This window comes from Telluria antibiotica, from assembly GCF_011682055.1.
Classification (GTDB): domain Bacteria; phylum Pseudomonadota; class Gammaproteobacteria; order Burkholderiales; family Burkholderiaceae_D; genus Telluria; species Telluria antibiotica.
Genome location: NZ_JAAQOM010000006.1, coordinates 1 through 23,331 on the forward strand (window position 1 = coordinate 1; position 23,331 = coordinate 23,331).

At 66.1% G+C, this 23,331-nt stretch carries 22 protein-coding genes; 9 read left to right on the forward strand and 13 right to left on the reverse strand.

Translation table 11 applies throughout. From position 1 onward, the window contains the following. From HAV22_RS11115 to HAV22_RS11130, 4 genes are all read right to left on the reverse strand, one after another. Positions 1 to 406 (reverse strand): transposase family protein (locus HAV22_RS11115; RefSeq protein WP_503827423.1); only part of this gene is annotated, 406 nt, incomplete at its 3' end. A gap of 153 nt (positions 407 to 559) precedes the next feature. Further along, positions 560 to 865, reverse strand: coding sequence for an NIPSNAP family protein (locus HAV22_RS11120; RefSeq protein ID WP_166859146.1), 306 nt, complete (start codon positions 863 to 865; stop codon positions 560 to 562). Between the two features lie 293 nt (positions 866 to 1,158). Then, positions 1,159 to 2,916, reverse strand: a complete 1,758-nt coding sequence (locus HAV22_RS11125) for a methyl-accepting chemotaxis protein (protein WP_229421187.1) — start codon at positions 2,914 to 2,916, stop codon at positions 1,159 to 1,161. Positions 2,917 to 2,926: 10 nt separating this feature from the next. After that, on the reverse strand, positions 2,927 to 3,970 hold the full coding sequence (locus tag HAV22_RS11130) for an ABC transporter substrate-binding protein (RefSeq protein ID WP_166859148.1): 1,044 nt from the start codon (positions 3,968 to 3,970) through the stop codon (positions 2,927 to 2,929). Positions 3,971 to 4,623: 653 nt separating this feature from the next. Between HAV22_RS11130 and HAV22_RS11135 the strand changes: the two genes are divergently transcribed. Next, the gene (locus tag HAV22_RS11135; RefSeq protein ID WP_166859149.1) at positions 4,624 to 6,135 is read left to right on the forward strand and encodes a hypothetical protein; all 1,512 of its coding nucleotides are present in this window, start codon (positions 4,624 to 4,626) and stop codon (positions 6,133 to 6,135) included. A gap of 46 nt (positions 6,136 to 6,181) precedes the next feature. On the opposite strand, the gene HAV22_RS11140 is transcribed toward HAV22_RS11135, so the two are convergent. Continuing rightward, positions 6,182 to 6,481 carry a carboxypeptidase-like regulatory domain-containing protein gene (locus HAV22_RS11140; protein ID WP_166859150.1) on the reverse strand — a complete coding sequence of 100 codons (300 nt, stop codon included), beginning with the start codon at positions 6,479 to 6,481 and terminating at the stop codon, positions 6,182 to 6,184. A 151-nt stretch (positions 6,482 to 6,632) separates the two neighbouring features. Continuing rightward, positions 6,633 to 7,796, reverse strand: a complete 1,164-nt coding sequence (locus tag HAV22_RS11145; RefSeq protein ID WP_166859151.1) for a tyrosine-type recombinase/integrase — start codon at positions 7,794 to 7,796, stop codon at positions 6,633 to 6,635. Positions 7,797 to 7,928: 132 nt separating this feature from the next. Here HAV22_RS11145 and HAV22_RS11150 point away from each other — a divergent pair, with 132 nt between their 5' ends. Both HAV22_RS11150 and HAV22_RS11155 read left to right on the forward strand, forming a co-directional pair. Continuing rightward, the gene (locus HAV22_RS11150; protein WP_166859152.1) at positions 7,929 to 8,207 is read left to right on the forward strand and encodes a hypothetical protein; all 279 of its coding nucleotides are present in this window, start codon (positions 7,929 to 7,931) and stop codon (positions 8,205 to 8,207) included. A gap of 101 nt (positions 8,208 to 8,308) precedes the next feature. After that, a complete protein-coding gene (locus HAV22_RS11155; RefSeq protein WP_166859153.1) occupies positions 8,309 to 8,680 on the forward strand; it encodes a hypothetical protein in 372 nt (123 codons plus the stop codon). 45 nt (positions 8,681 to 8,725) lie between these two features. Here the strand turns inward: HAV22_RS11155 and pnuC are convergent, their stop codons facing one another. Beyond that, positions 8,726 to 9,337, reverse strand: a complete 612-nt coding sequence (gene pnuC / locus HAV22_RS11160) for a nicotinamide riboside transporter PnuC (RefSeq protein WP_166859154.1) — start codon at positions 9,335 to 9,337, stop codon at positions 8,726 to 8,728. A gap of 108 nt (positions 9,338 to 9,445) precedes the next feature. After that, positions 9,446 to 9,943, reverse strand: coding sequence for a pyridoxamine 5'-phosphate oxidase family protein (locus tag HAV22_RS11165; protein WP_166859155.1), 498 nt, complete (start codon positions 9,941 to 9,943; stop codon positions 9,446 to 9,448). Positions 9,944 to 10,285: 342 nt separating this feature from the next. On the opposite strand from HAV22_RS11165, the gene HAV22_RS11170 reads away from it, so the two are divergent. From HAV22_RS11170 to HAV22_RS11195, 6 genes are all read left to right on the forward strand, one after another. Next, positions 10,286 to 11,488 (forward strand): glycosyltransferase, encoded by a 1,203-nt coding sequence (locus HAV22_RS11170; RefSeq protein WP_166859156.1) that lies wholly within the window; start codon positions 10,286 to 10,288, stop codon positions 11,486 to 11,488. Further along, positions 11,488 to 12,699 (forward strand): glycosyltransferase family 4 protein, encoded by a 1,212-nt coding sequence (locus HAV22_RS11175; protein WP_166859157.1) that lies wholly within the window; start codon positions 11,488 to 11,490, stop codon positions 12,697 to 12,699. The genes HAV22_RS11170 and HAV22_RS11175 overlap by 1 nt, the downstream gene beginning before the upstream one ends. Before the next feature lie 33 nt (positions 12,700 to 12,732). Next, entirely contained in the window at positions 12,733 to 14,406 is a 1,674-nt protein-coding gene (nadB, locus tag HAV22_RS11180; protein ID WP_267874761.1) for an L-aspartate oxidase, read from the forward strand. Positions 14,407 to 14,461: 55 nt separating this feature from the next. After that, positions 14,462 to 15,370, forward strand: coding sequence for a DMT family transporter (locus tag HAV22_RS11185; protein WP_166859159.1), 909 nt, complete (start codon positions 14,462 to 14,464; stop codon positions 15,368 to 15,370). An 84-nt stretch (positions 15,371 to 15,454) separates the two neighbouring features. Then, a complete protein-coding gene (locus HAV22_RS11190; RefSeq protein ID WP_371869608.1) occupies positions 15,455 to 16,357 on the forward strand; it encodes an NAD-dependent protein deacetylase in 903 nt (300 codons plus the stop codon). Then, positions 16,354 to 17,418, forward strand: coding sequence for an alpha/beta fold hydrolase (locus HAV22_RS11195; protein WP_371869609.1), 1,065 nt, complete (start codon positions 16,354 to 16,356; stop codon positions 17,416 to 17,418). Before HAV22_RS11190 ends, HAV22_RS11195 begins: the two co-directional genes overlap by 4 nt. A 94-nt stretch (positions 17,419 to 17,512) precedes the next feature. Here HAV22_RS11195 and nadC read toward each other — a convergent pair whose 3' ends face one another. The 5 genes from nadC to HAV22_RS11220 form a co-directional block, all read right to left on the reverse strand. Continuing rightward, positions 17,513 to 18,388 (reverse strand): carboxylating nicotinate-nucleotide diphosphorylase, encoded by an 876-nt coding sequence (gene nadC / locus HAV22_RS11200; protein WP_166859161.1) that lies wholly within the window; start codon positions 18,386 to 18,388, stop codon positions 17,513 to 17,515. After that, positions 18,385 to 19,527 carry a quinolinate synthase NadA gene (nadA, locus tag HAV22_RS11205; RefSeq protein WP_166859162.1) on the reverse strand — a complete coding sequence of 381 codons (1,143 nt, stop codon included), beginning with the start codon at positions 19,525 to 19,527 and terminating at the stop codon, positions 18,385 to 18,387. Before nadA ends, nadC begins: the two co-directional genes overlap by 4 nt. A gap of 181 nt (positions 19,528 to 19,708) precedes the next feature. After that, entirely contained in the window at positions 19,709 to 21,310 is a 1,602-nt protein-coding gene (locus tag HAV22_RS11210) for an ABC-F family ATPase (RefSeq protein ID WP_166859163.1), read from the reverse strand. Between the two features lie 63 nt (positions 21,311 to 21,373). Further along, the gene (gene ldcA, locus HAV22_RS11215; protein ID WP_166859164.1) at positions 21,374 to 22,291 is read right to left on the reverse strand and encodes a muramoyltetrapeptide carboxypeptidase; all 918 of its coding nucleotides are present in this window, start codon (positions 22,289 to 22,291) and stop codon (positions 21,374 to 21,376) included. Next, complete coding sequence (locus HAV22_RS11220) at positions 22,288 to 23,223, reverse strand: alpha/beta fold hydrolase (protein WP_166859165.1); 936 nt, start codon at positions 23,221 to 23,223, stop codon at positions 22,288 to 22,290. The genes ldcA and HAV22_RS11220 overlap by 4 nt, the downstream gene beginning before the upstream one ends. Between the last annotated feature and the right edge of the window lie 108 nt (positions 23,224 to 23,331).

Consider the following 23,331-nt stretch of genomic DNA (forward strand, 5'->3'; position numbering starts at 1 on the left):
CGTAGTCCTTGAATGTCTTTTTCGGCGTGATGGTTTCGCCCTCGGCCTTCGGGATCACGTCCGCCAGGCGCGACATGCCTTCGCGCTTGAGCAGGCGTGCGATACCTGATCGGGAGACGTCGGGATTAATGTATTGCCGCGTAATGAACAGCAGGTCGTCGAGGGGAAGATAGAGCGACTGTCGCAGTGCCAGGACGATGGCTTCCTGGGCCGTGCTCAGCGTCGTATGCAGCGTATGGGCACGATGCGAGCGGTCCTGCACGTCGTCCCGTTTGAGCCACTTCGCGGCCGTCGCCCGTGTGATGCCGAAGACCTTTGCCGCCTGACGATCAGACAGGCCTGAATCCTTGATCTCCTGCCGGACTTTCGGGGTCGTGCGCGCTTGCGGGTGAATGCGTGAACTCATGCTGCGAACTGCTCCTGTTGCGGTTGAATGCCGGGACTGCTGAATCCAGCAATCAAGTCGCCCAGCATAGCCTTTGCGCGGAACAAAGGCCAGCTACGACGGGGAAGATGATCGCACGAAACTAAACAATAACCGCGGATATCGAGAATTCTGCTATTCAAACACCGGCCGGAAGAAGCTGCGCTCATAACTCAAAAAACACTTGGTCTCGTTCGCAAACTGGATAGCTGCGAGACAGTCCGGGTCGACTGCTGCCTTCTGCCTATACTGCTCGTATTCGGCCAGCGAAGGAAAAGTGAAAAAAGCCAGTGCGACATCGCTGGCGCCCTCGGATGGAAGCAAATAACCGCCGTGCTTGCCGCCGAATTTTTCCACCAGCGGGATCCACATCCGCCCGTAAGCCTCGAACTCTTTCAGTTTTGCGGCGTCGATTATGTAACGTAAGAAGCATGTGACCATCGTTCGTTCTCCAGTTCGTTTTTTTTGCCGGCATCCCCGCGCAAAAAATATGCAGCATCGCTGTATGGACCGACATTATCGGCGAACCTCGCCGTTTCTGGAACAAGATCAGTGCACGACGGTGGCTTGCACTTATCTGCTGAGCGCGTAATGCCCCAGGCCCCGGGAGGATTTATGGCATGGTCACCGTCGTCGCGTTGGCGGTCACGTAAAGCGATTGAGGAACGCGGCACGCCCAGGCGCCCGTCGGCTTGTTCCATATTTTTCGCCCAGGACGACACGTGGCGGCCGGCCTAGTGGGTGACCGCGAAGGTCCTCACGGACTGATGCAGGTCGGAGGCCGCATACTGCAACTGATGCACGGCTTCGCTCGTCGCCTTCAGCGAGTCGACGGTCTGCTGGGTGGCGTCCGACAGCTGTGTCATCGTCGCCGTGATCTGCGACGCGCCCACGGCCTGCGACTGCATCCCCTGCAGCACGAGGTCGAAGCGGGGCGCCAGCTTGCTCACCTGCTCCGTCATGCCGGAGAGCTGCTCGGCCACGTGGCGGACCTCCTCGACGCTGCGGCGGATGTCCTCGGTAAACTTGTCCATGCCCATGACGCTGGCCGAGACGGCGGACTGCATCTCCTTCAGCATCTGCTCGATGTCCCACGTGGACACGGACGTCTGGTCGGCCAGGCGCCGGATCTCGCTGGCGACGACGGCGAATCCGCGGCCCGTCTCACCGGCCTTCTCGGCTTCGATCGCGGCGTTCAGCGACAGGATGTTGGTCTGGTCCGCGACCTTGGTGATGGTCGTCAGCACGCCGTTGATGTTGCCGGCCTTTGCCGAAAGCGTAGCGAGCTTGGCCCTGATTGTGTCGGTGGCCGTGACCATCTGCTGCATCGACTGGTCCATGCGCTCGAGGTTGCTCTGCGCCTCGGCCGTGGCCGCCGTCGTATAGTCGGCGACCTCGGTCGCTTCTTCCATCGTGCGGAGCAGCTGCGATGTGTTGGCCGAGATCTCGCGCGTCGTCGACAGCACCTCGACGGTCGTCTGCGCCTGCTCGATGCCCGTCGCCTCCTGCTCCCGCGCGAACGCGGCGATCTGCGTGGTGGACGTGGTGACCTGGTCGCCGGCCCGCTGAACGTTGTCCAGCAGGCTGCGCAGGTCGCCGAGCATCGTCGACAAGCCTTCGCCCAGGCGGCCGATCGCGTCCTCGCCGCGGATTGTGACCGTGCCCGTCAGGTCGCCCTTCGCGGCCCGGGAGACGACGTCCAGCAGCGCATCGACCTTGGCGCGCAGCTCGTTCGCCGTCGCCAGTTCCTTGGCCTGGCTGTCCTCGATGGCCTGGGCCATGCGGTTGAATTCCAGTGCCATCTGGCCCAGCTCGTCGCGCGACAGCACGTTGGCACGGGCGCCGTGCACGCCGGCGCCGACCAGGGCGGTACTTTGTCGGATTTGCTCGAGGGGGCGGACCAGTCGTCGCAGCGTGATCAGGGTATTCATCGCGATCACGAACACCATGGCGGCGCCGAACACGACAACCGCGCTGAGCTGCCTTTGCTGCGCGGCCAGCACGCCTTGCCGGCTGCGCTCAGACAGCTCGAGCGCGTCGGAAATCATCGACTGCACCTTGTTCAAAATCTGTTCGCTCAGGCGCGACTCGCGCTCGTCGACTACGGCGCGTCCACCCTCGACGGCGTCGGCGTGGCCAGGGTCGGCCACCAATTGGGCAAATAACTGATCGACGCTGGCGTGGGTGTGGCGCAACTGCTCGAGCAGGACCGGGTCATCGCCGCCTGTGAAATCGGCGGTCCCGGTAAGCAGCTTGTCCAGCGAGGCGGCGCGCAACTGCCACTGTACCCGGGTCCTCTGCGCATGGTGCAGCACGTATTCCAGCGAGAGATAGCGCAAAGCCGTCACCGCCTGCAACACGTTGCCAGCTGCCTCGTTCTTGGCCAGTTCCTGGCGCACCGATTGGGAGGCGGAAAACAGCAGCGCCACGGTCAGTACGGCGACGCCAGCCGAGAACCACCCCACCAATTGGAGCCGGGTCGAGATCTTCATGGGCATGCTCTCAATGAATGATGGTCACGGCAGCCGGCGCCACCGCCTCGAGTGCATCGAGGTAGACGTAATCGAAGTAATTCGGCATCGCTGTCTGATCGCTCAGCTTATTCGCGACGGCCCAACGGGTCTCATCCTCCAGTGCCAGCAACAGACCCTGGTCGAGCGCAATCTGGAAGCGGTAGGCGGGCCACAGGACCTTCCAGCGGCTGTTGTCGAGCTTGCGGCCGGCCCCCATCAGCGCGCGCGCGGCATCGGGAGCGCTCTCGCAGAAGCGCGCCCCTTCGATCAGGGCGCGCAGCACTTTCTTGAGCGTCTCGGGATGGTGTCCCACGTAGTCGCGCGTCGCGGCGAGATTATAGGGAATCTCATATATGTCCTCGCTATACACGCTCATCGCGTTGTTGCCGAGCCCTGCTCGCAAGGAGTCCAGAAACGGTTCCCAGGTGGCGATCGCGTCGACCTCACCGCTGGCGAGGGCGGCCGCAAATTCTTCCGGCCTGAGATTACGCTTGACCACATCGCCGGGGGCTAGCCCCTGCCGGTTGAGCATAGCGTCGAGCACGAAATGGGCGGAGGTCCCGAGCATGACGCCAACCCGCTTACCCTTCAGGCTGGCGACCGAATCGATCCCGCGGTCCCGCCGCGCCACCAGCCCATGGTCTTTTTCGGTTCGGAAGATGGTGGCGACCACGACCACCGGCACCGCCTTCAGCGCGGCAAACATGATCGGGATGTCGGCCACCGTTCCCAGGTCGGCCTTGCCCTGCAGGGTTGCGTCCAGCGCCGACTTGCCGCTGGCATGCGGCTGGATCCGCGCGACGATGCCCTGCTCGGCGAAATAGCCGTTGGCGTTGGCGGCAATAATCGGACACACCCCGACGTATTCGGCAGTGGCGGCGATGGTCACCTGTTCCAGCGGACCCGCCGGGGACGGCGGTGCGGGTCGCAAGCGCCAGGCACACACTGCCGCCGTCGCGGCAAGCACGAGCAGGCTGGCCCCAAGATAGGTGGAACGTTTACGCTTGACGCCGGGCGCGCTGCTGGGTGTCATCGTCAACCTCATCGTTGAGTTCACTATTGGAGGATGACACAGTTTGGTCCTCAGAAATCTGTCCAATTCTCACGCCGCGCAGGCCTGAAGCCAACTTTGCGCTGGCGATCGTGGCTGGACCACTTACTGTACCTGGCTAACGAAATGTCGTCGTACCAGGACTGCCGGGCGCCGGTGTGCCGGCATATGTGCCGATCCCCGGCTTCGGTAGTAGCGCTTCTGCGTGCGCCATTGCTGCTTGTCTTCTCGTTCTCCCACGCTATTGCCCATAGTAGATTTAGATCAAAGGGCTGTCCTGATATAAATCAATCACTGCATTGTTGTGTAAAGGCGGGTTTGCTGCATAAATCAGCTGGGCGCGTGATCGCTCAAACGCCGGACGGAGATGGTGTCCACGACGCTCTAGGGCGCCATCGTGACATATTACGCTGCAGGTCGATGGCGACGGGCAAGATCTCTAACTCGACATTACAGACTATATTGTCGACTTGATGATGGGATATCCTTGACCAATGTCTCGGACGAATTTATTGCAAGTTTCCCCCGTTCACCAGCGATCATCCACGACCACTTCCCACGACTTCCGACTGCTGAGCGCTGTCAAGAACGTTCGGCCCATTTGTAACCATAGTGAATGGCGCCCGAGCCGGCGCATGTCCAGTCAACGATCAAGGAGTGATGTCGTGAAACTATCGTCAGTAGAAATCGGGACCCAGCTGGAGGCTTCTGCCCCGCATGTGAGGACCCTCGAAGTCATGCTGCAAGAGATGGAAAACAATCCGTCCCCTGCTCCTCGCGCAATAGCGCAGGGAAAATCGAAGCCATTCCTGCCCACGATGCCGGCCGATGAGTACGAGGAATTGAAGGCGACACTGCTTGCACGGGGCCCTGCAGCCGAAAAGCCGTCCGAATTCGAAGCCGAGGTGCTGCCGCACGCCCCTGTCATCCTCGTGGGCCCGAATGTGCCGGGCGCGACGGACGTGGATGGACTGATTCCGCCGGACACCCACGGCGCAGTCGGCCTCGACCATTTTGTCGAAGTCACCAATTCGCACGTCGATATTTTCGTCCGCACGAATCCGAGCCAGCGCACCAGTATTTCTCTCGCTGCATTTTTCGGTTACAGCACCCGCGTATTATTCGATCCGCGCGCCGTGTATGACAGCACCTGGAATCGCTGGATCGTCACGGCCGATGCATTCCAGGAATCGACGAGCCGCCAATTGTTTTTCGTCGCCATTTCCACGACGTCGAATCCGCTTGGCTCGTATTTTATCTACGCGCTGAACGTGACGTTCAATGCGGGCGATTTCTGGGATTATCCGCAACTCGGCATGGATCAGGATGCCGTCATCGTCACGGCCAACGTGTTTACCTCATCGGGCGGATTCCGGGGCGCCGACATGTTCGCGGTCGCGAAAGCGCGCCTTTACAATGGCCTCGGATTTTCCGTTCCGGTCTTCACGGGCCTGCGCGCCACGCTGGCGCCGCCCATCGTGCTGGATCAGAACGCGAAAACGTTCCTGATCGCCGCGTCGGGAGGCAGCGCGCTGAGCATGTACGCACTCACCAATTCGAGCAGGCCGAATGCCATTCAGTTGACGGGGCCCGTCAATATTTCGGTGCCGTCGTACACCGTCCCGCCCCATGCCCCGCAACCCGGCACCAACGCCACGCTCGACACGCTCGACGGCCGCTTCGTCAACGCGAGTACGCAGATCGGCAATTTCCTGTGGCAGGTCCACACCGTCAACCTCGTCGGCTACGCGGCACCGAAGTTCTACCAGATCAATACTGCGACGAATGCGCTCGTGCAAAGCGCATTCTTCTTCGGCACGTCGACGTCGTTCGATTTCAATGCCTCGATCGCGGCGAACGGCGCCAACGACGTGTTCGTGACATGGACGATGACCGATCCGCCACGCGGCACCAACGCCCAGGTGCGTTTTTCCGGCTATGACCACAACAACGGCGGGACGTACGTGCTCAGCCCGGGCACGGCGGCCTTCACGAGCCCGACGTGGTTCGGCGGCGGCCGCTGGGGCGATTATTCGGCCGTGACGGTCGACCCGCGTAATGCCCGGCGCGCGTGGCTGGTCAACGAGGATATTCTCTCCAACCATGATTGGGGCAGCCGTATCGTCGGCATTGGCTTCGCGTCGTGACATGCCGGGGCGGCGCGCCACACTGCCCGCCCCTGACTGCAAACCTCTACCGGATGCCGCTGTCGTAGACGATGCAGACCCGTGTGAAACGGCCCTCGGCGACAGTGACGGTCTGCGCGGCGGCGTGCGGATAGATCGCCGCCGATTCGGGACGCACGACGTACGTACCGGGTTCGAGGACGATGTGGAAGCGGCCGTTCGCGTCGCTGCGCACTTCGGCGATGATGCGCCCGGCGTTGTCCACCACGCCGATCATGGCCTGGTAGGGTCGGGAATTCGACGATCCGGGCCGTTCGATCGGGCTGACCGGCTGCAGGATGACGTCGCCGGCGATTCCACTGGCCATTGCATGTCCTTGCATCATCATTGGATGGATGGCGCCGTCGCAGACGCGGCGGGCGCCTGCCCTGCTCCCGTCCACGGCGCGCCAATCGTTCGTGCCGATATCCTGCTTCCAGTATAGCGAATTCGCACGGCGCGCGGCCCGCGCGGCGTAGTTACAGGATCCCGCGTCCGTTCACCGACGCGATGATCTCGTCGTAGCGTTCATTGTCCGTCTTGTGCAGGTAGGCGGCCGTCGTCGCGATGTTCGCGTGGCCTGCCGTGTCCTGCAGCGTCTTCAGTTGCACGCCGTTGTTCGCATGGTTCGTCAGCATGCTGTGGCGCAGCCAATGCGCCGAGGCCTGGCGCAATGTGGCGGCCGTGTCCGCGTCGCCGCGGGTGGCCGCGACCGCCGCCGCGTCGGCGAAGATTGCCTTGATGGCTTCCGCCGCCGCTTCGTCGGTAATGCGCGCGAGCGCGCGGCTGCGGCTTGACAGGACGAGCGGCGTACGGTCGGTCCGGCTCGCCAGCGGGGTCAGCTCGAACGCTTCGCGATACGCGCGGAACGCGTCGAGCATGTCGGGCGGCACCGGCAGGCGGCGCGCTTTGTTGCCCTTGCCGACGACGTCCAGCCACCAGCGGTCGTTGCCTTCCGTGTAGATGGATCCCATCGACGCGCCGACGAGCTCGTTCAGGCGCGCGCCCGTGTGTGCGTACGCAACGAGCAGGAAGCGGTCGCGCGCACGCCGCTTCATGGCGGCCGGCGTGTCGGCCGGGCGCGTCGCGACAGTGTCCAGCGCGAGTCCGATCGCGGTTTGTGTCAGGTAGCGGGTGATGCGGCTGGCCGTCGGCGTCCTTACGTTGCGCACGAGCGCCCCCGGATTGCGGCGCACGTAGCCCGTCTGCTCGGCGAAGCCCATCAAGCCCTTCACGGCGATCAACGCCTGGCGCCGGCTCGTGTCGGACAACGGTCCCGTAAACGGCCGGTAGCGCGGGTCGGTCCGCGGCCATTTCGTCGTCGACACCCAGCCGGGCGGCGGATCCTTGAGGAATTCCTTGTAGGCGTTCAGGTCGGCGACGTTCAGCTGCACGAGCGTCTTGCCGGCCTCTTCGCGGCACCAGGTCAGGAAGCGGAACAATTCCTTCTGCGTGTTCTGGATCGACTTGGCGCTCAGTTCGCCGTGGGCGATGAATTCGCGGGCCAGTTCGATGTCGGTCGTCGCTTCCGTGATCGCGTCGTCGAGCTGGCGGTACATCTTGACGTGCAGCCGGCCGCTGGCGCCGGTCGTGATCTCTTCCGGTAACGTGGGACCGAGATCGATGGGTGTGAAGTTGGGCATGGGCGGATAAAACCAGGGTACTGTGTTTATGTACAGTATAGCACTCGGCTGCGCACGCTTGAACACCGTTTGCAGGCCGGCCGCGCCTACGGGACAATGGTCCTGACGACGCGCAAACCGAAAGGAGCTTGCATGAGCATCACGGTAAAAAACACGACACCCGACACCACGCGGGTCACCTTGTTCGGCGAATTGCGGGACGGCAGTTTCGATGCGCGCATCATGGCCGAGACGGACGTGCCCTATACACGCTGCTGGGACGACCAGATCGAACAGCGGATCATCTACATCCAGCCCGATCCGGACCAGTTGAAGGCGATCCTGGTCGCCCTCAACGAGCGGCGCCTCTCGTTGGAGCAATTGCAGGAGTTCGGGAGCGTGGGGGGCGGCACGTCCGAGATTCCCGTCTGAGCATTTGCGCCGGCATCCTACACGCGCGCGCAACGCGTGCCGACAGACGGCGCTCGGCCACGCGGCGACAATCGCTCATCGACCACGGACCAGGAGGCGAGATGAACACACCATCGACGCATGGCGGAAAAGGCCAGCAGAACGAGCAAGCGGCGACGATCGGCGTCGGCAACCCGACGAGCGGCGAGGAAGGCAGCACCCTCACCCACGAAACGATGGCCGAGACGGGCGGCAGCGGCGGTCGGGCCATGACCAAACCCCATCCGGAGGAAGAAGCGCCCTCTGCGGGCGGCAACCGCCAGCGCGCATCGGACGATGACGCCGAGGGCGCAGGCACGGCCGCGACGGCCATCAACCGCGGCTACCAGGACACGCGCAGTCGCCAGGCCAGCCCGGGATCGACGGGACTCGGCGCCCCGGAAACGGGCGGCAACCAGGACGAGGACGACCTCGCGCCGCCCCGTCCGGGCTGAGACGCGCGCGCCGGACGAACGGCGCCGTCGCGCGCGACCTCTCGTTCACAGGCCCGGTCGATCGGACGACACCATGCCGATCGCCGCGTCCGCGTCCGCGCGCGGCGTCGCCAGCCGATACCAGTTGCGCCACGAGACCACGGCGTTGAGCCAGAAACCGGCGTACAGCACGGCCGTCAGCGTGAGGCCTCGGCTGAAATACAGCGGTGCGGCGATACTGTTGACGAGCAGCCAGAATGCCCAGTTCTCGACCCGGCGCTGCATCATGAGGATCTGGCCGATGACGGAAAAGACGAGGACGGCCGAGTCGAGGAAAGGGGCGTACGCGTTCGTCGTGAAATGCAGCAGCGCGCCATAGCCCGCCGTGGCGACGGCACCCAGCGGCACGGTCCACGCGAGGTTCGCGACGCTTGCATGCGTGATCGGCAGCGGATCGCCGTGGTCGCCGCGCGCCCATTTCCACCAGCCCGCGACGCTCGTCGCCACGAAGAAGCCCTGCAGCGCCACGTCGGCATACAACCGGCTCTCGGCGAACAGGATGGCGAACAGCGTGCAGCCGACGATGCCCGTCCACCACGTATGGACGCTGTTGCGGCCGGCGAGCACGATCGCAACGGCGGTCATGCCGTTCGCCGCCCATTCCAGCGGCGCCGTCATCGCGTCCTGCCCTGCCCGTCCCGTTCCATGCACGCTCCCCGAAGAAGCGCGTACTGTACGCCAGCCCGCCGGCATATTGCAAGGCGGGAATTCCGCGCCAGCAGTTCGTTAGAGCTTCAACGTCCGGTGTTCCGCGTCCACGTCGGGACGGGTGCCCGTCATGGCCGCCTTGGCGTAGGCGAACATGCGGACCATCTTGCTGTCGTTGGAGTCCCAATATTCGGCCGAATGCGGCTCGACGCGGATCAGCACGGCATGCTCGTCGTCCGGGCCGGCCGGGAACCACGCCTGCGCACCCGTGTTCCACATGGCGCGGATGCGCTCGCGGTCGACGATCCGTTCCGCGAGGCCGCTCACGGAGACGAACAGGCTGTCCTCCGGCTTCGCGAACGACAGGTTCACTTGCGGACGATGTCCGATGCAGTCCCACAGCGCGGTCTGCGTCGACGTGAAGAACCAGATGCCGCCGTCGTCGTCGACCTCTTCCTGCGTCATCGGCTGGCTCAACAAATGGCCGTGCTCGTCCTGCCACGTGAACATGGGGAAGCGGACTTCCTTGATCCGCGATTTCAAATCGGCGATGGCCTGTGTGTCGTGTGTGCTCATGGTGAGTCCTCGTGCGGATGGAAACGCCATCGTAGCGCGCGCCCGTCGGGCGTTCCGTGCGGCGCCGAACGGATCGCCTGGGCCCATGCGCGTTGGACAGCGTCGGGCGCCCTCTGCTGCATGCATCCGCCCCATTCTTGAGACGAGTCAACGGCGCCAACAAGCGAAAAAAACGCCGCGTTGCAGCGCAATATAATGGGCCCTGCGTCGGCCGGACACCGGCCCGGCGCCACCGTCAACGAGCGTGGGAGCCGCCATGAAGCACATCGACCGCCATGCAGGACTGCTCGCCGCCGGGCGCATGCGCCGCAACGTCCTTGTCGGGCTCTGACGCGTGGCCACATGGGCGCCAAGCATCCCGCGGCGTTATCGCCGCCCGAGTCCGGTGGGCCCGCGCGTCTCGTCGTGCACGTGGTCGAAGCGCTCGACACGGAGCAGGCCGAGCACGGCTTGCTGAACCTGATCCGCCACCTGCCGCCCGGGCGCTATCGCCATGCGGTCGTCTGCCTGCACGACCGTGGCGGCTGCGAGGGCGAGATACGCGAGCACGGGGTCGAGATCGTGAACCTGCACAAGGGCGCGGGGCGCGATCCGCTGCACTACGTACGCATGTTCGGCGTGTTGCGGGCGCTCCGGCCCGACCTCGTCCACACCCGCAACGGCGCCGGGCTGCCTGCGCAGGCGGTTGCCGCGCTGGCTGGCGTCCGTCTGCGGGTGCACGCGGAGCACGGGCGCGCGACGGCGCATGGCGGCGTCGCCGCGCGCATCCTGCGCCGCCTCCTGTGTCCGTTGATCGACCACTTCATCGCGGTCAGCGGCGATCTCGAGCAGTGGCTCATCGAATCGGTCGGTGCGGAGCCGGCGCGCGTGTCCCAGATCGCGAACGGCGTCGATAGCGTGCAATTCCATCCGCGGCTGGGGCCGTCCGCCGCGGTGGGGCCGCCCGGCTTCATGCGCGACGGCGTGTTCGTCGTCGGCAGCGTGGGGCGGATGGACGACCCCGGCAACCACACGACGCTCGTCGAGGCATTCCTGCGCCTGATCGCATCGCCGCACCCGGCCCACCAGCGGCTGCGGCTGCTGCTCGTCGGCGACGGCCCGGGGCGCGCGGAGTGCCAGGCGCTGCTGCATCGGGCGGGCGCGGCCGCGCGCGCGTGGCTTCCCGGCGACCGGGCCGACGTCCCGCAGCTGCTCCGCGCGATGGACTTGTTCGTTCTGCCGTCGCTCGCCGAGGACCGCTCGCACGCGATCCTGCAGGCGATGGCGACGGGGCTGCCGGTCGTGGCGTCGGCCGTCGGCGGCAACTCCGAACTGGTGCATCCGGGCTTCACGGGTATCCTCGTGCCGCCGATGGCGACGGAGCTGCTGGCGTCCGCGATCGCCGACTACTGCCGCATCCCCGAGCTGGCGTCCCGTCACGGCGCGCGGGCACGCAGCCAGGTGATCGCCCGCCACAGCATGCCGGCGATGGCACGCGACTACCTGGCCGTCTACGACGCGCTGACCCGCAGCGGGCCGCCGGACCGGATGGGACGGGGGCGCTGATGCGCGTCCTCCACGTCCTCGATGCCGCCTGCGCGCGCCCGACGGACTACGGCCGGCGCACGCAAGCCTTGCTGGCGGCCTTGCGCGCGCAAGGTGTGCAGACGGTGCACCTGAGTGCGCCCTCTGCTCACGATGGAGACGGCGTGCCTGTCCGCCGCGGCGAGCCCTGCCCGGCGTCGCCCTCGGACGCGTGGCCCAGCGACGTCTGGCATTTGTACCGTACACCGCCCAACCACCTCCCGCCGTGGCTGGGCCGGCCATGCCGTGGCGTGGTGGCCGCGGCATCGCTCGCATTCCGGCTGCGCGAGGTCGCGCACCTGACACGGCCCGACCTGATCCACGTGCACCCGCCAGGCAGCCACGCGGCCGCCACCTGGCCCATCGCGCGGCTCGCACGGATGCCGCTCGTCGTCGACGTCGACCGCCGGACCGCGCTCGGACAGGGCGCGTCGGCATTGGCGCGGTTCGCGTACGCGCGGGCGCACGCGGTCGCCGCGCCCACCGCCGACATGCGGGCGGTGCTGTGCGCAGCCGGGGTGCCTCCGCGCAGGATTGCCATCCTGCCGCCGCCTGTCGACGTGCAAGCGGGCGCGCGGCAAGCCGTCCGGGCACGCGACACGCTCGACGCGCCCCTGCTCGCTTACGCCGGCGACCTCGATCAGGCGAACGGCATCGACCTGCTGCTCGACGCGCTGTGCGATCTGCGCCGGCGCTGCCGCACGCTGCGCCTGCTGGTTGCGGGCGGTGGCAGGCGTACGGAGGCGCTCGAGGCAAGGATCGCCGCATACGGGCTGGGCGGCTACGTGCACGTGACCGGGCGGCTGGCCGGCCGCCGCACCGCCGACGTGCTGGCGTGCGCCGACGTGGCCGTGTTCCCGGCGTTGCCGAACGCCGCTGCGCGCATGCCGTCGCGCTACCTGTTGCAGGCGATGGCCAGCGGGTGCGCCGTCGTCGCGTCCGACATCGCTTGCCACCGCGAGGTGTTCGTGCACGGGCACAGCGGGATGCTGTTCGCGGCGGGCAGCCGGGCTGCGCTCGTCGACGTGCTCGCGCAGTTGCTGGAGCAGACTTGCCGCCTGCGTGCGCTCGGGCTGGCCGCCGCGCGCAGCGTTGCCGCGACGCACGACTGGACCGCGGCCGCCACGCGCTACCGGCGCCTGTACGAAACCATCCTGGCGGAGACGCGCCGGCGTCGGTCGGCCGGGCGATAGTGAACAGGCCTCTCTTCGGCACACCCGCGCCAAATGGTCTATAGTGATGCCTCTTTACAAAAGCAAAACCAAGAGAGTGCGATGAAATTTGACGTAGCCATCGTCGGCAGCGGCCTGGCCGGCCTGTCGGTCGCCCTGCACCTGGCGCAGACGCGCAAGGTCGCCATCATCTCCAAGCGCGAGCTGCTCGACGGCGCCAGCAACTGGGCGCAGGGCGGCATCGCCGCCGTGCTCGATTCGGGCGACAGCCATGACCAGCACATCGCCGACACCCTCGTTGCCGGCGCGGGCCTGTGCGACGAGGCGGCCACGCGCTACATCGTCGAGCATGGGCGCGAAGCGATCGAGTGGCTGATCGAACAGGGTGTGCCGTTCACGCGCGACGAGACGGCGGAACTCGGTTTCCACCTCACCCGCGAAGGCGGCCACAGCCAGCGGCGCATCATCCACGCGGCCGACGCGACGGGCCACGCCGTGCAGGTGACGCTGGAACAGAAAGTCCGCGCCCACCCGAACATCTCGCTGTTCGAGCACCACTGCGCGATCGACGTGATCACGTCCGACAAGCTGCAGCCGGATGGTGTGCACAGCGGCCCGGCCCTCGTCGGCCAGCCGCGCTGCCACGGCCTTTACGTGCAGGATGAACAGAGCGGCAAGGTGCAGACGTTCGAGGCGGAGCACACGGTGCTGGCCACCGGCGGCGCCGGCAAGGTCTACCTGTACACGACGAACCCCGACACGGCGACGGGCGACGGCATCGCGATGGCCTGGCGCGCCGGCTGCCGCGTGTCGAACATGGAATTCATCCAGTTCCACCCGACCTGCCTGTATCACCCATTCGCGAAATCGTTCCTGATCACGGAAGCCGTGCGCGGCGAAGGCGGCCTGCTGAAGCTTCCGCCGGAGGCGGGCACGGCGGCCGGCACGCGTTTCATGCCCGCGCACGACGAACGGGGCGAGCTGGCCCCGCGCGACGTCGTGGCGCGCGCCATCGACTTCGAGATGAAGAAGCGCGGGGTTGACTATGTCCACCTGGACATCACCCACAAGAGCCCGGAATTCATCCAGGAACACTTCCCGACGATTTACGCGCGCTGCCTCGAACTGGGCATCGACATCACGAAGGAGCCGATCCCCGTCGTGCCGGCCGTGCACTTCACGTGCGGCGGTGTCGTGACGGACCTCGCGGGCCGCACCGACATTCCCGGCCTGTACGCGGTCGGCGAGACCGCGTACACGGGCCTGCACGGCGCGAACCGCCTCGCCAGCAACTCGCTGCTGGAATGCCTCGTCGTCGGGCGCGCGTGCGCGCACCAGATCGCGGCCGCCCCACCCGTCGAGCTGCCACCGCTGCCCGCGTGGGACGAGAGCCGCGTCACGAATGCGGACGAGGAAGTCGTCATCGCCCACAACTGGGACGAGCTGCGTCGCTTCATGTGGAACTACGTGGGCATCGTGCGCACGACGAAGCGCCTGGAACGGGCGCAGCATCGCATCAAGCTGTTGAAGGAAGAGATCGACGAGTACTACCGCAACTTCCGCGTCACCAACGACTTGCTGGAGCTGCGCAACCTCGTCGAGGTGGCGCACCTGATCGTGCGCAGCGCCCTGTCGCGCCACGAGAGCCGCGGCCTGCACTTCTCGCGCGACTATCCCGACACCCTGCCGAAAGCCCTGCCGAGCGTCCTGACGCCGCGCCGGCGCTGAGCGCGCACTCTGCCGCGGCCGGTGCAAGCGCGCCGGCCGCCGTCCGTCGTATCCGATGAACCAGAAACTCACGCCGTCCACCATCCTCTTGCTGACCGTCCCGCCGCTGCTGTGGGCGGGCAATGCGATCGTCGGGCGCCTCGTGCGCGCGGCCGTGCCGCCGATGACGTTGAACCTGCTGCGCTGGACGATCGCCCTGGCCGTCCTGCTGCCGCTGGGCTGGGCCACGTTGCGCGAGGCGGGCGTGCTGGACGGCATCCGCACCCGGTGGCGCCGCTATGCGTTGCTGGGTCTGCTTGGCATCGGCATGTACAACTCGCTGCAATATCTTGCGCTGCAAAGCTCGACGCCCATCAACGTGACCCTGGTCGCGTCCGGCATGCCCGTGTGGATGATGCTCGTGGGCCGGCTGTTCTACGGCGTGGCCGTGCGCACGCGCCAGGTGGTGGGCGCGCTGCTGTCGATCGTCGGCGTGCTCGTCGTGCTGTGCCGGGGCGACGTCGACCAGTTGCTCGCGCTGCGCCTCGTCGCCGGCGACCTGTACATGATCCTGGCGACGATCGCGTGGTCGTTCTACAGCTGGATGCTGCTGCAGCCGCGGGATGCGCCCCCCTTGCGCGCCGACTGGGCTGCGTTCCTCGGTACGCAGGTCGCGTTCGGCCTGTTGTGGTGCGGCGCGTTCGCCGGCGTCGAGTGGGGCCTGGGCGCGCAACCCATCGCGTGGAGCTGGCTCGTCGCGGCCGCACTCGTCTTCGTCGCCGTCGGCCCGGCCGTGCTCGCGTTCGCGCTATGGGGCGCGGGCATCCGCCGAGCAGGGCCCGGCATCGGCGCCTTCTTCGTCAACTTGACGCCGCTGTTCACGGCGGTGCTGTCCTCTGCCTTCCTGGGTGAAATGCCGCACGCCTATCACGTGCTTGCGTTTCTGCTGATCGTCGGCGGCATCGTGGTCTCCGCCAAGCGCTGACATCGCCCCGTGGTGATGGCCATGGGAATCGTGTTTTCGTGCGGGCATCCGGGATGTTACGATCCTGCCGGAAGGAGCACATCTGTGGCAGAAGCATTCACCATCCACGATCACGCGGCGCGCATCGCCGCATTTCTCGACCGCCACCCGCGTGCCCTCGTGCTGACGGGCGCCGGGCTGTCGACCGCCTCCGGCATTCCCGACTACCGCGACCGGGACGGCACCCGCCGCGGCCGGCCGCCGATCCACGGGCCGGACTTCCGCAAGTCGGACGCCGTGCAGCGCCGCTACTGGGCGCGCAGCATGATCGGCTGGCCCGTGCTCGCCCAGGCGCGCCCGAACCGGGGTCATCAGGCGATCGCGGGCCTGGAACGGATCGCCCGGATCGGCTCCGTGCTGACGCAGAATGTAGACGGCCTGCACGGCCAGGCCGGCAGCCACGGCGTGCTGGAGCTGCACGGCAATATCCACACGGTCGTGTGCCTGGAATGCGCGGCACTCTTTCCGCGCGCATTTGTTCAAGGGCAGCTCGAGGAATTCAATCCTCAGATGGCGGGCGCGAATGCGACCCCGCTGCCGGACGGCGACGCGTCCGTCGAGCCGACGGAGCTGGCACGCTTCCGGTTGCCGTACTGCACGTGCTGCGGCGGCGCCTTGATGCCGAACGTCGTCTTCTTTGGGGACAATGTGCCGCCGGCCCGCACCGCGATCGCACTGGAACAGATGGAACGCGCGGACGCGTTGCTCGTCGTCGGGTCCTCGCTGATGGTGTACTCGGGCTTCCGGTTCTGCCGCATGGCGCAGGCCGCCGGCAAGCCCATCGCGGCCATCAACCTCGGCCGCACGCGCGCCGACGACCTGCTCGACATCAAGATCGAAGAATCGGCCGAGCGTGTCCTGCCGCTCGCGCTGGAGTTGCTGACCAGAGGTTCGGATCAGACCGACGGAGACACGCCATCCATACCACTTGACGGGGGAATACTGTGACGAACACCTTACGCAGCACGTTGTCGACCGGGGAAGCCGGTATCGCCGGCACCGGCATCAAACCATGGCAGGCCGGGGCGGCGCTGGCCGGTCTCGGCTTGCTGGCTTCCTTCTTTTACGTGCGTTCGAAAACGAAACAGGCCGAGGCCGAGAATCCGCCGCAAGGCCGCTTCGTGACCGTCGACGGCGTCCGCCTGCATTATGTGGAACGCGGCAGTGGACCCGCGCTCGTGCTGCTACACGGGAACGGTGTGTTCGCCAGTGATTTCCAATGCAGCGGCCTGATGGACAAGGCTGCCGAGCACTACCGCGTCATCGCCTTCGACCGTCCCGGCTTCGGCTACAGCGAGCGCCCGCGCAGCAAGGTGTGGACACCGCAAGCCCAGGCGCGGCTGCTGCACCATGCGCTGCAGGAGATCGGTGTCGATTCCGCCATCGTGCTGGGCCACTCCTGGGGTACGCTCGTGGCGCTGTCGATGGGGCTGGAGGTGCCGGATTTCGTCCGGGGTCTCGTGCTGCTGTCCGGCTATTACTACCCAAGCCTGCGGGCAGACGTCCCGCTGCTGTCCGGTCCCGCGATCCCGCTCGTGGGCGACCTGATGCGCTACACCGTATCGCCGCTCGTGACGCGCATGCTGTGGCGCCCGCTGACGAAACGGGTGTTTGCGCCGCAGCCGGTCGATGCGCGCTTCCGCGAACTGCCCGTCTGGATGCTGCTCCGGCCCGGCCAGCTGCGGGCCAGCGCGGCAGAAACGGCGATCATGGTGCCGGCGGCCGTCGCGCTCGCCAAGCGCTATCCGGAATTGAAGGTGCCCGCGGTGATCATGGCGGGCACGCAGGACAAGATCGTGGATTTCGGCCACAACTCCGAGCGCCTGGACGAGCGCCTGCCGGACAGCGACCTGCAGCTGCAGCCCGGTGTCGGGCATATGACGCATTACGCGCATCCGGACAAGGTATTGGCCGCGATCGACGGGATCGCGGCGCGGGTCGGGGAGTCGGTCTATCGGCGCAATCCGCAGGCGGAGGCGCTGGCCAGGGCCAGCGAGAGCGGCACTTGATCAACTCCGGCGACGGTGCGGTGGGCACGGGGTGCCCACCCTACGGCATACCGGCAATCGTAGCGTGGGCTCCCTGAGCCCACCATGCACATCGTTAGCCTACGATACGCAACGAATAATCGGTGGCTTTCACATCCTTCGTGAGGCCGCCGATCGAAATCCGATCGACACCCGTTTCGGCAATCGCGCGCACGGTCTGCATATTGATGCCGCCGGACGCTTCCAGTAGCGCCCGTCCACCATTGATGCGGACGGCGTCCCGCATCATGGCCAGGTCGAAATTATCGAGCAGCACGGAGGTGGCGCCGGCAGCCAGCGCCTCTTCCAGCTCGGCGATAGCCTCCACTTCGATCTGGATCGACACGCCCGCATTCAGCGCGGTGGCCGCCTGCAGCGCCGGCGTGATGCCGCCCGCGGCCGCGATGTGGTTTTCCTTGATCAGGATGCCGTCGTACAAGGCCATGCGCTGGTTCGCGCCGCCGCCCACGCGCACGGCGTATTTCTGGGCCAGGCGCAGGCCCGGCAACGTCTTGCGCGTGTCGAGGATCTTTGCCTTCGTGCCGGCGATGACGTCCACGTAGGTGCGGGTCGCCGTTGCCACGCCGGACAGCAGTTGCAGGAAGTTCAATGCGGCGCGCTCGGCCGTCAGCAAGGAACGCGGCGAACCTTCGATCATGCAGACGATGCTGTCGGCGGCCATCACGTCGCCCTCGGCGTACTTCCAGTCGATCGTGATGTCCGGATCGACGGCGAGCATGACGCCTTCGAACCAGGGGGCGCCGCACAGGACGGCCTGTTCGCGCACGAGCACGCGCGCGGTCGCGCGGGGCGCTTCGGGCACGAGCTTGCCCGTGAGGTCACCGGTGCCGACGTCTTCCAGCAGCGCGGCGAGCAGATTCTGTTCGAATGCGGCCTGGAGTTTCTCGTCGAATTGTCCCTCGGTGGCGTAAGGATTGCGCAAATTGCTCATGCAGGTCCGATTCCGTTGAAAAGTTTGGCTTCCTGTTCCAGCGCGCCGGTCGGGAGCGCCTTGGCTTTCTTCGCGGCGGCGAAGTCGAGCATGCGGTCGATCGCGCGCTTGGCCTGCTTGCCGATCTCCGGATCGACGAAGATTTCGTTCCTGCCGTCCGTCGCTTCCAGCACGTCGGCCAGGTTCTGCAAGCCGTTCATCGCCATCCACGGGCAGTGCGCGCAGCTCTTGCACGTCGCGCTGTTGCCGGCCGTCGGGGCTTCGATCAAGGTCTTGCCGGGGGCGGCCATGCGCATCTTGTGCAGGATGCCGTTGTCGGTGGCGACGATGAAATGCGTCGCGTCCATCGTCTGCGCGGCGTTGATCAACTGCGTGGTCGAGCCGACGACGTCCGCCTGGGCGACGACGTTCGCGGGCGATTCCGGGTGCACGAGGACTTTCGCATGCGGGTATTCGGCGCGCAGCAAGTCCAGTTCGACACCCTTGAATTCGTCGTGCACGAGGCAGGAGCCCTGCCACAGCAGCATGTCGGCGCCCGTCTGCTTCTGGATGTAGGAGCCGAGGTGGCGGTCCGGTGCCCACAGGATCTTCTTGCCCTGGTCGTGCAGGTATTTGACGATGTCCAGGCCGATCGACGACGTGACCATCCAGTCCGCCCTCGCCTTCACTGCGGCCGACGTGTTCGCATACACGACGACGGTGCGGTCCGGGTGCTGGTCGCAGAACGCGGCGAATTCGTCGGCCGGGCAGCCCAGGTCGAGCGAGCACGTCGCGTCCAGGTCCGGCATCAGGATCGTCTTTTCCGGGCTCAGGATCTTCGCCGTCTCGCCCATGAAGCGCACGCCCGCCACGACGAGCGTCTTGGCCGGGTGGTCGCGGCCGAAGCGGGCCATTTCCAGCGAGTCCGAGACGCAACCGCCCGTTTCCTCGGCCAGGTCCTGCAGGTCGGCATCGACGTAGTAATGGGCGACGAGGACGGCTTCGCGTTCCTTCAGCAGGCGGCGGATGCGGTCCTTCAACGCGGTCTTTTCCGCGATTTCCAGCGGGGACGGCGTACGGGCCCAGGCCTCGGCGGTGGAACAGACGCCGCCGACCGGACGGTCGTATTCGAAGATCTTAACGGGGGCAATGGTGTTCATAGCAATATCATCGCATGGCGGGGGAAATCATGCCGGCGTGGGCCGGAATGCCGCCGATTGTACTCTCCACATGTGCGGTGGGCACGGGGTGCCCACCCTACGGCACTTGTGATGTCCGAACGTCCGGGTGGGCACGGGGTGCCCACCCGGCAACGCGACATTGTGTGTCGCGTCACGACGATCAGTCGAGGCCCTGGCTCTTCAGGTAATCCTCGTAATTGCCCTGGAAGTCGATGACGCGGTCTTCCTTGATCTCGAGGATGCGCGTGGCCAGCGACGACACGAACTCGCGGTCGTGCGACACGAAGATCAGCGTGCCCGCGTATTTGTCGAGCGCGATGTTCAGCGACTCGATCGATTCCATGTCCATGTGGTTCGTCGGCTCGTCGAGCAGCAGCACGTTGTGACGACCCAGCATCAGCTTGCCGTACATCATGCGGCCCTTCTCGCCGCCGGAGAGCACGCGCACGGACTTCTTGACCTCGTCGCCGCCGAACAGCAGGCGGCCCAGGATCGAGCGCACGGCCTGGTCGTCGTCGCCTTCCTTCGTCCACCGGCCCATCCAGTCGGTCAGGTTCAGGTCGGTGGCGAATTCTTCCGTCGGATCCTGCGGCATATAGCCCGGGTTCGCGTTCTCGGCCCACTTCACGCGGCCCGTGTCGGCGTCGAGGCCCGTGATGGGGCCGCTGCCGATGCAACGCAGCAACGTGGTCTTGCCGGCACCGTTGGCGCCGATGATGGCGATGCGCTCGCCGGCCTCGACCATGATCGAGAAATTCTTGAAGAGCTGGCGGTCGTACGACTTCGACAGGCCTTCCGTCTCGACAGCCAGTCGGTGCAGCTTCTTCTCGCCTTCGAAGCGGACGAAGGGATAGGCGCGCGACGAAGGCTTGAATTCCTCGATCTTGATCTTCTCGATCTGCTTGGCGCGCGACGTTGCCTGGCGGGCCTTCGACTTGTTCGCCGAGAACCTGCGCACGAAGTCCTGCAGTTCGGCGACTTTCTCTTTCGCCTTCGCGTTGTTCGCCAGCTGCTGGTTGCGAGCCTGCGTCGACGCTTCCATGTAGTCGTCGTAATTGCCCGGATAAACCTTCAGCGTGCCATAGTCCATGTCGGCGACGTGCGTGCAGACCGAGTTCAGGAAGTGACGGTCGTGCGAGATGATGATCATCGTCGAGTTGCGCTGGTTCAGCATGTCGGCCAGCCAGGAAATCGTGTGGATGTCCAGGTTGTTGGTCGGTTCGTCCAGCAGCAGGATGTCCGGATCGGAGAACAGCGCTTGCGCGAGCAGGACGCGCAGCTTCCAGCCGGGCGCCACGGCGCTCATCGGGCCCTGGTGCAGGTCGGTGGCGATGCCCAGGCCCAGCAGTAGCTCGCCGGCGCGCGCTTCGGCCGAGTAGCCGTCGTATTCGGCGACCTTGCCTTCGAGCTCGGCGGCCTTCATATAGTCGTCGTCCGTCGCTTCCGGGTTCGCGTAGATGGCGTCGCGTTCGCGGATGGCGTTCCACAGCTCCGTGTGACCCATCATCACGACCTCGAGCACACGCACGTCCTCGTAGGCGAACTGGTCCTGGCGCAGCTTGCCGAGGCGTTCGTTCGGGTCGAGGCTGACGTTGCCGGCGGACGGCTCGAGGTCGCCGCCGAGGATCTTCATGAAGGTCGACTTGCCGCAGCCGTTCGCGCCGATCAGGCCGTAACGGTTGCCGTCGCCGAACTTGACGGAAATATTTTCGAACAGCGGCTTCGCGCCGAACTGCATCGTGATGTTGGCTGTACTGAGCACTGGGAAACCTTCGATTGGGTGATTCGATTAACCGCGCATTTTACCACTGCGGGGGTGGCTGCGTCAGCCGCGCTGCAAGGTCGGGTAGCCGGACAGCCCCAACGTCCAGCGCTCCCCGTCGCATTGCAAATGGCCCTGCGCGCCGAACGGAATCGTCACGTGGCGCGCGATGTGGCCGAACTCCAGGCCCGTCAGCACGGGCACGGGCAACGTGGCGCGCACATAACTCAGCATCTCGTCGAAGTTGTAGCCGTTGTCCATCGCTCCCAGGCGGTAGCCGGAAAAGTCGCCCAGCACGATCGCGCGCTGCTTCACCAGCACACCCGTTTGCATCAGTTGCAGCAGCATGCGCTCGACGCGGAACGGATGTTCGGCGATGTCTTCCAGGAACAGGATGCCGCCGTCGATCTGCGGGAAGTAAGGGGTGCCGACGAGCGACATGACCATCGCGAGATTGCCGCCCCAGACGGTGCCCGTCGCGTCCAGCCGCGGATTCGCGGCGCCGTGCCCGGAGACCGTATGCGTGGGCCCGGTCAGGCAGTCGAGGAAATCGTCCAAGGTGAACTCGTCGGGCTCCGCGGCGCCGATGTCGCTCGTGAACATCGGGCCTGCATAGCTGAGGGCGCCCGTCTTCGCGTACAAGCCCATGTGGAAGGCGGTGACGTCGGAATAGCCGCAGAAGATCTTGCCGCTCGCCGCCATCCGTTCGAAATCGATGTCCGGCAGCAGGCGTGTGATGCCGTACGATCCGCGGATCGCCATCACGACCTGCACGTCCGGGTCGGCGGCGGCCTCTTCCAGCTGGGCGAGGCGCTCCGCGTCCGTCGCGCCGAAGCGCAGGTGGCGTTCTTCGTGCTTGTAGTAATTCTTGACCAGGATGCCCTGGGCTGCAAGGCGCGCGATGCCGCGCGGGATGGCTTCCGGTTCGGGCGCGTAGCCGGCCGGCGCGATGAGGGCGATGCCCAGTTTCGGGATGGTCACTGTTTGACGAAGAGCCTTGGTGTCGAGTCGGGCGCCATCTTACCGTGCGCATGGGCGTCGATCAAGGCGAGCAGGCGCTCGAGCAGCTGGGCCGGCAAGTCGTGTCCCATGCCCTCGATGACCTCCAGGCGGGCGCCGGGGATCGCGTTCGCCGTGTCGATCCCGCACGCGAGCGGCACGAGCGGATCGGCTGCGCCGTGGATGACGAGCGTCGGCGCGACGATCGTCTGCAACTGCGGTGTGCGGTCGCCGCACGCGGTCACGGCCAGCATCTGGCGCATGACGCCGCCGGGACAGCAATTGCGGCGCAGCGCGCGCGCCACGCGGCGGCGCAAGTGCTTTTCCGGCGTGGGATACGCCGGGCTGCCGACCGTTTGCAACAGCTGCACGTTGTAGTCGACGGCGGCGTCGAAGTCGCCCACGCTGGCCCAGGCGCGCGGCCGGCGCAGCAGCGCGCGGCGGGCGGTCGGCGTCGGCCCTGGCAAGCCGCGGCGGCCCGTGCTGGACATGATCGACGTGAGGCTGAGCACCCGCGACGGGAATTTTGCCGCCATCAGCTGGCCGACCATCGCACCCATCGACATGCCGACCACGTGCGCGCGCGCGACGCCGAGCGCGGACAGCACGCCGATCGCATCGTCGGCCATGTCTTCCAGTCGGTACGGCGGCTTGAGCGGCAGGTGCAGCAGGGACTTGAGCCAGGCCAGCGTGAGGCTGGGCGTGCCGGCGTGCTCGAACTTGGTCGACAGGCCGCTGTCGCGATTATCGAAACGGATCACGTAAAAGCCAAGGTCGACGAGGCCTTCGACGAATTCGTCCGGCCAGGCCGTCAGTTGCAGGCCAAGACCGGAAATCAGCAGCAAGGGCACGGCTTTCGGATCGCCCGTGGTGTCGAAGGCGATGCGGATCCCGTTGGCGTTCAGACTAGGCATGGCGGCGTCGCCGGCACCGGGTCGACCGGATCAGGTAGGGGTGCCGAGCGTTGATCGTATGGTCCAAGGAATACTCCCGTGCCGAAATGTGGCGGGGGCTTGGAACCA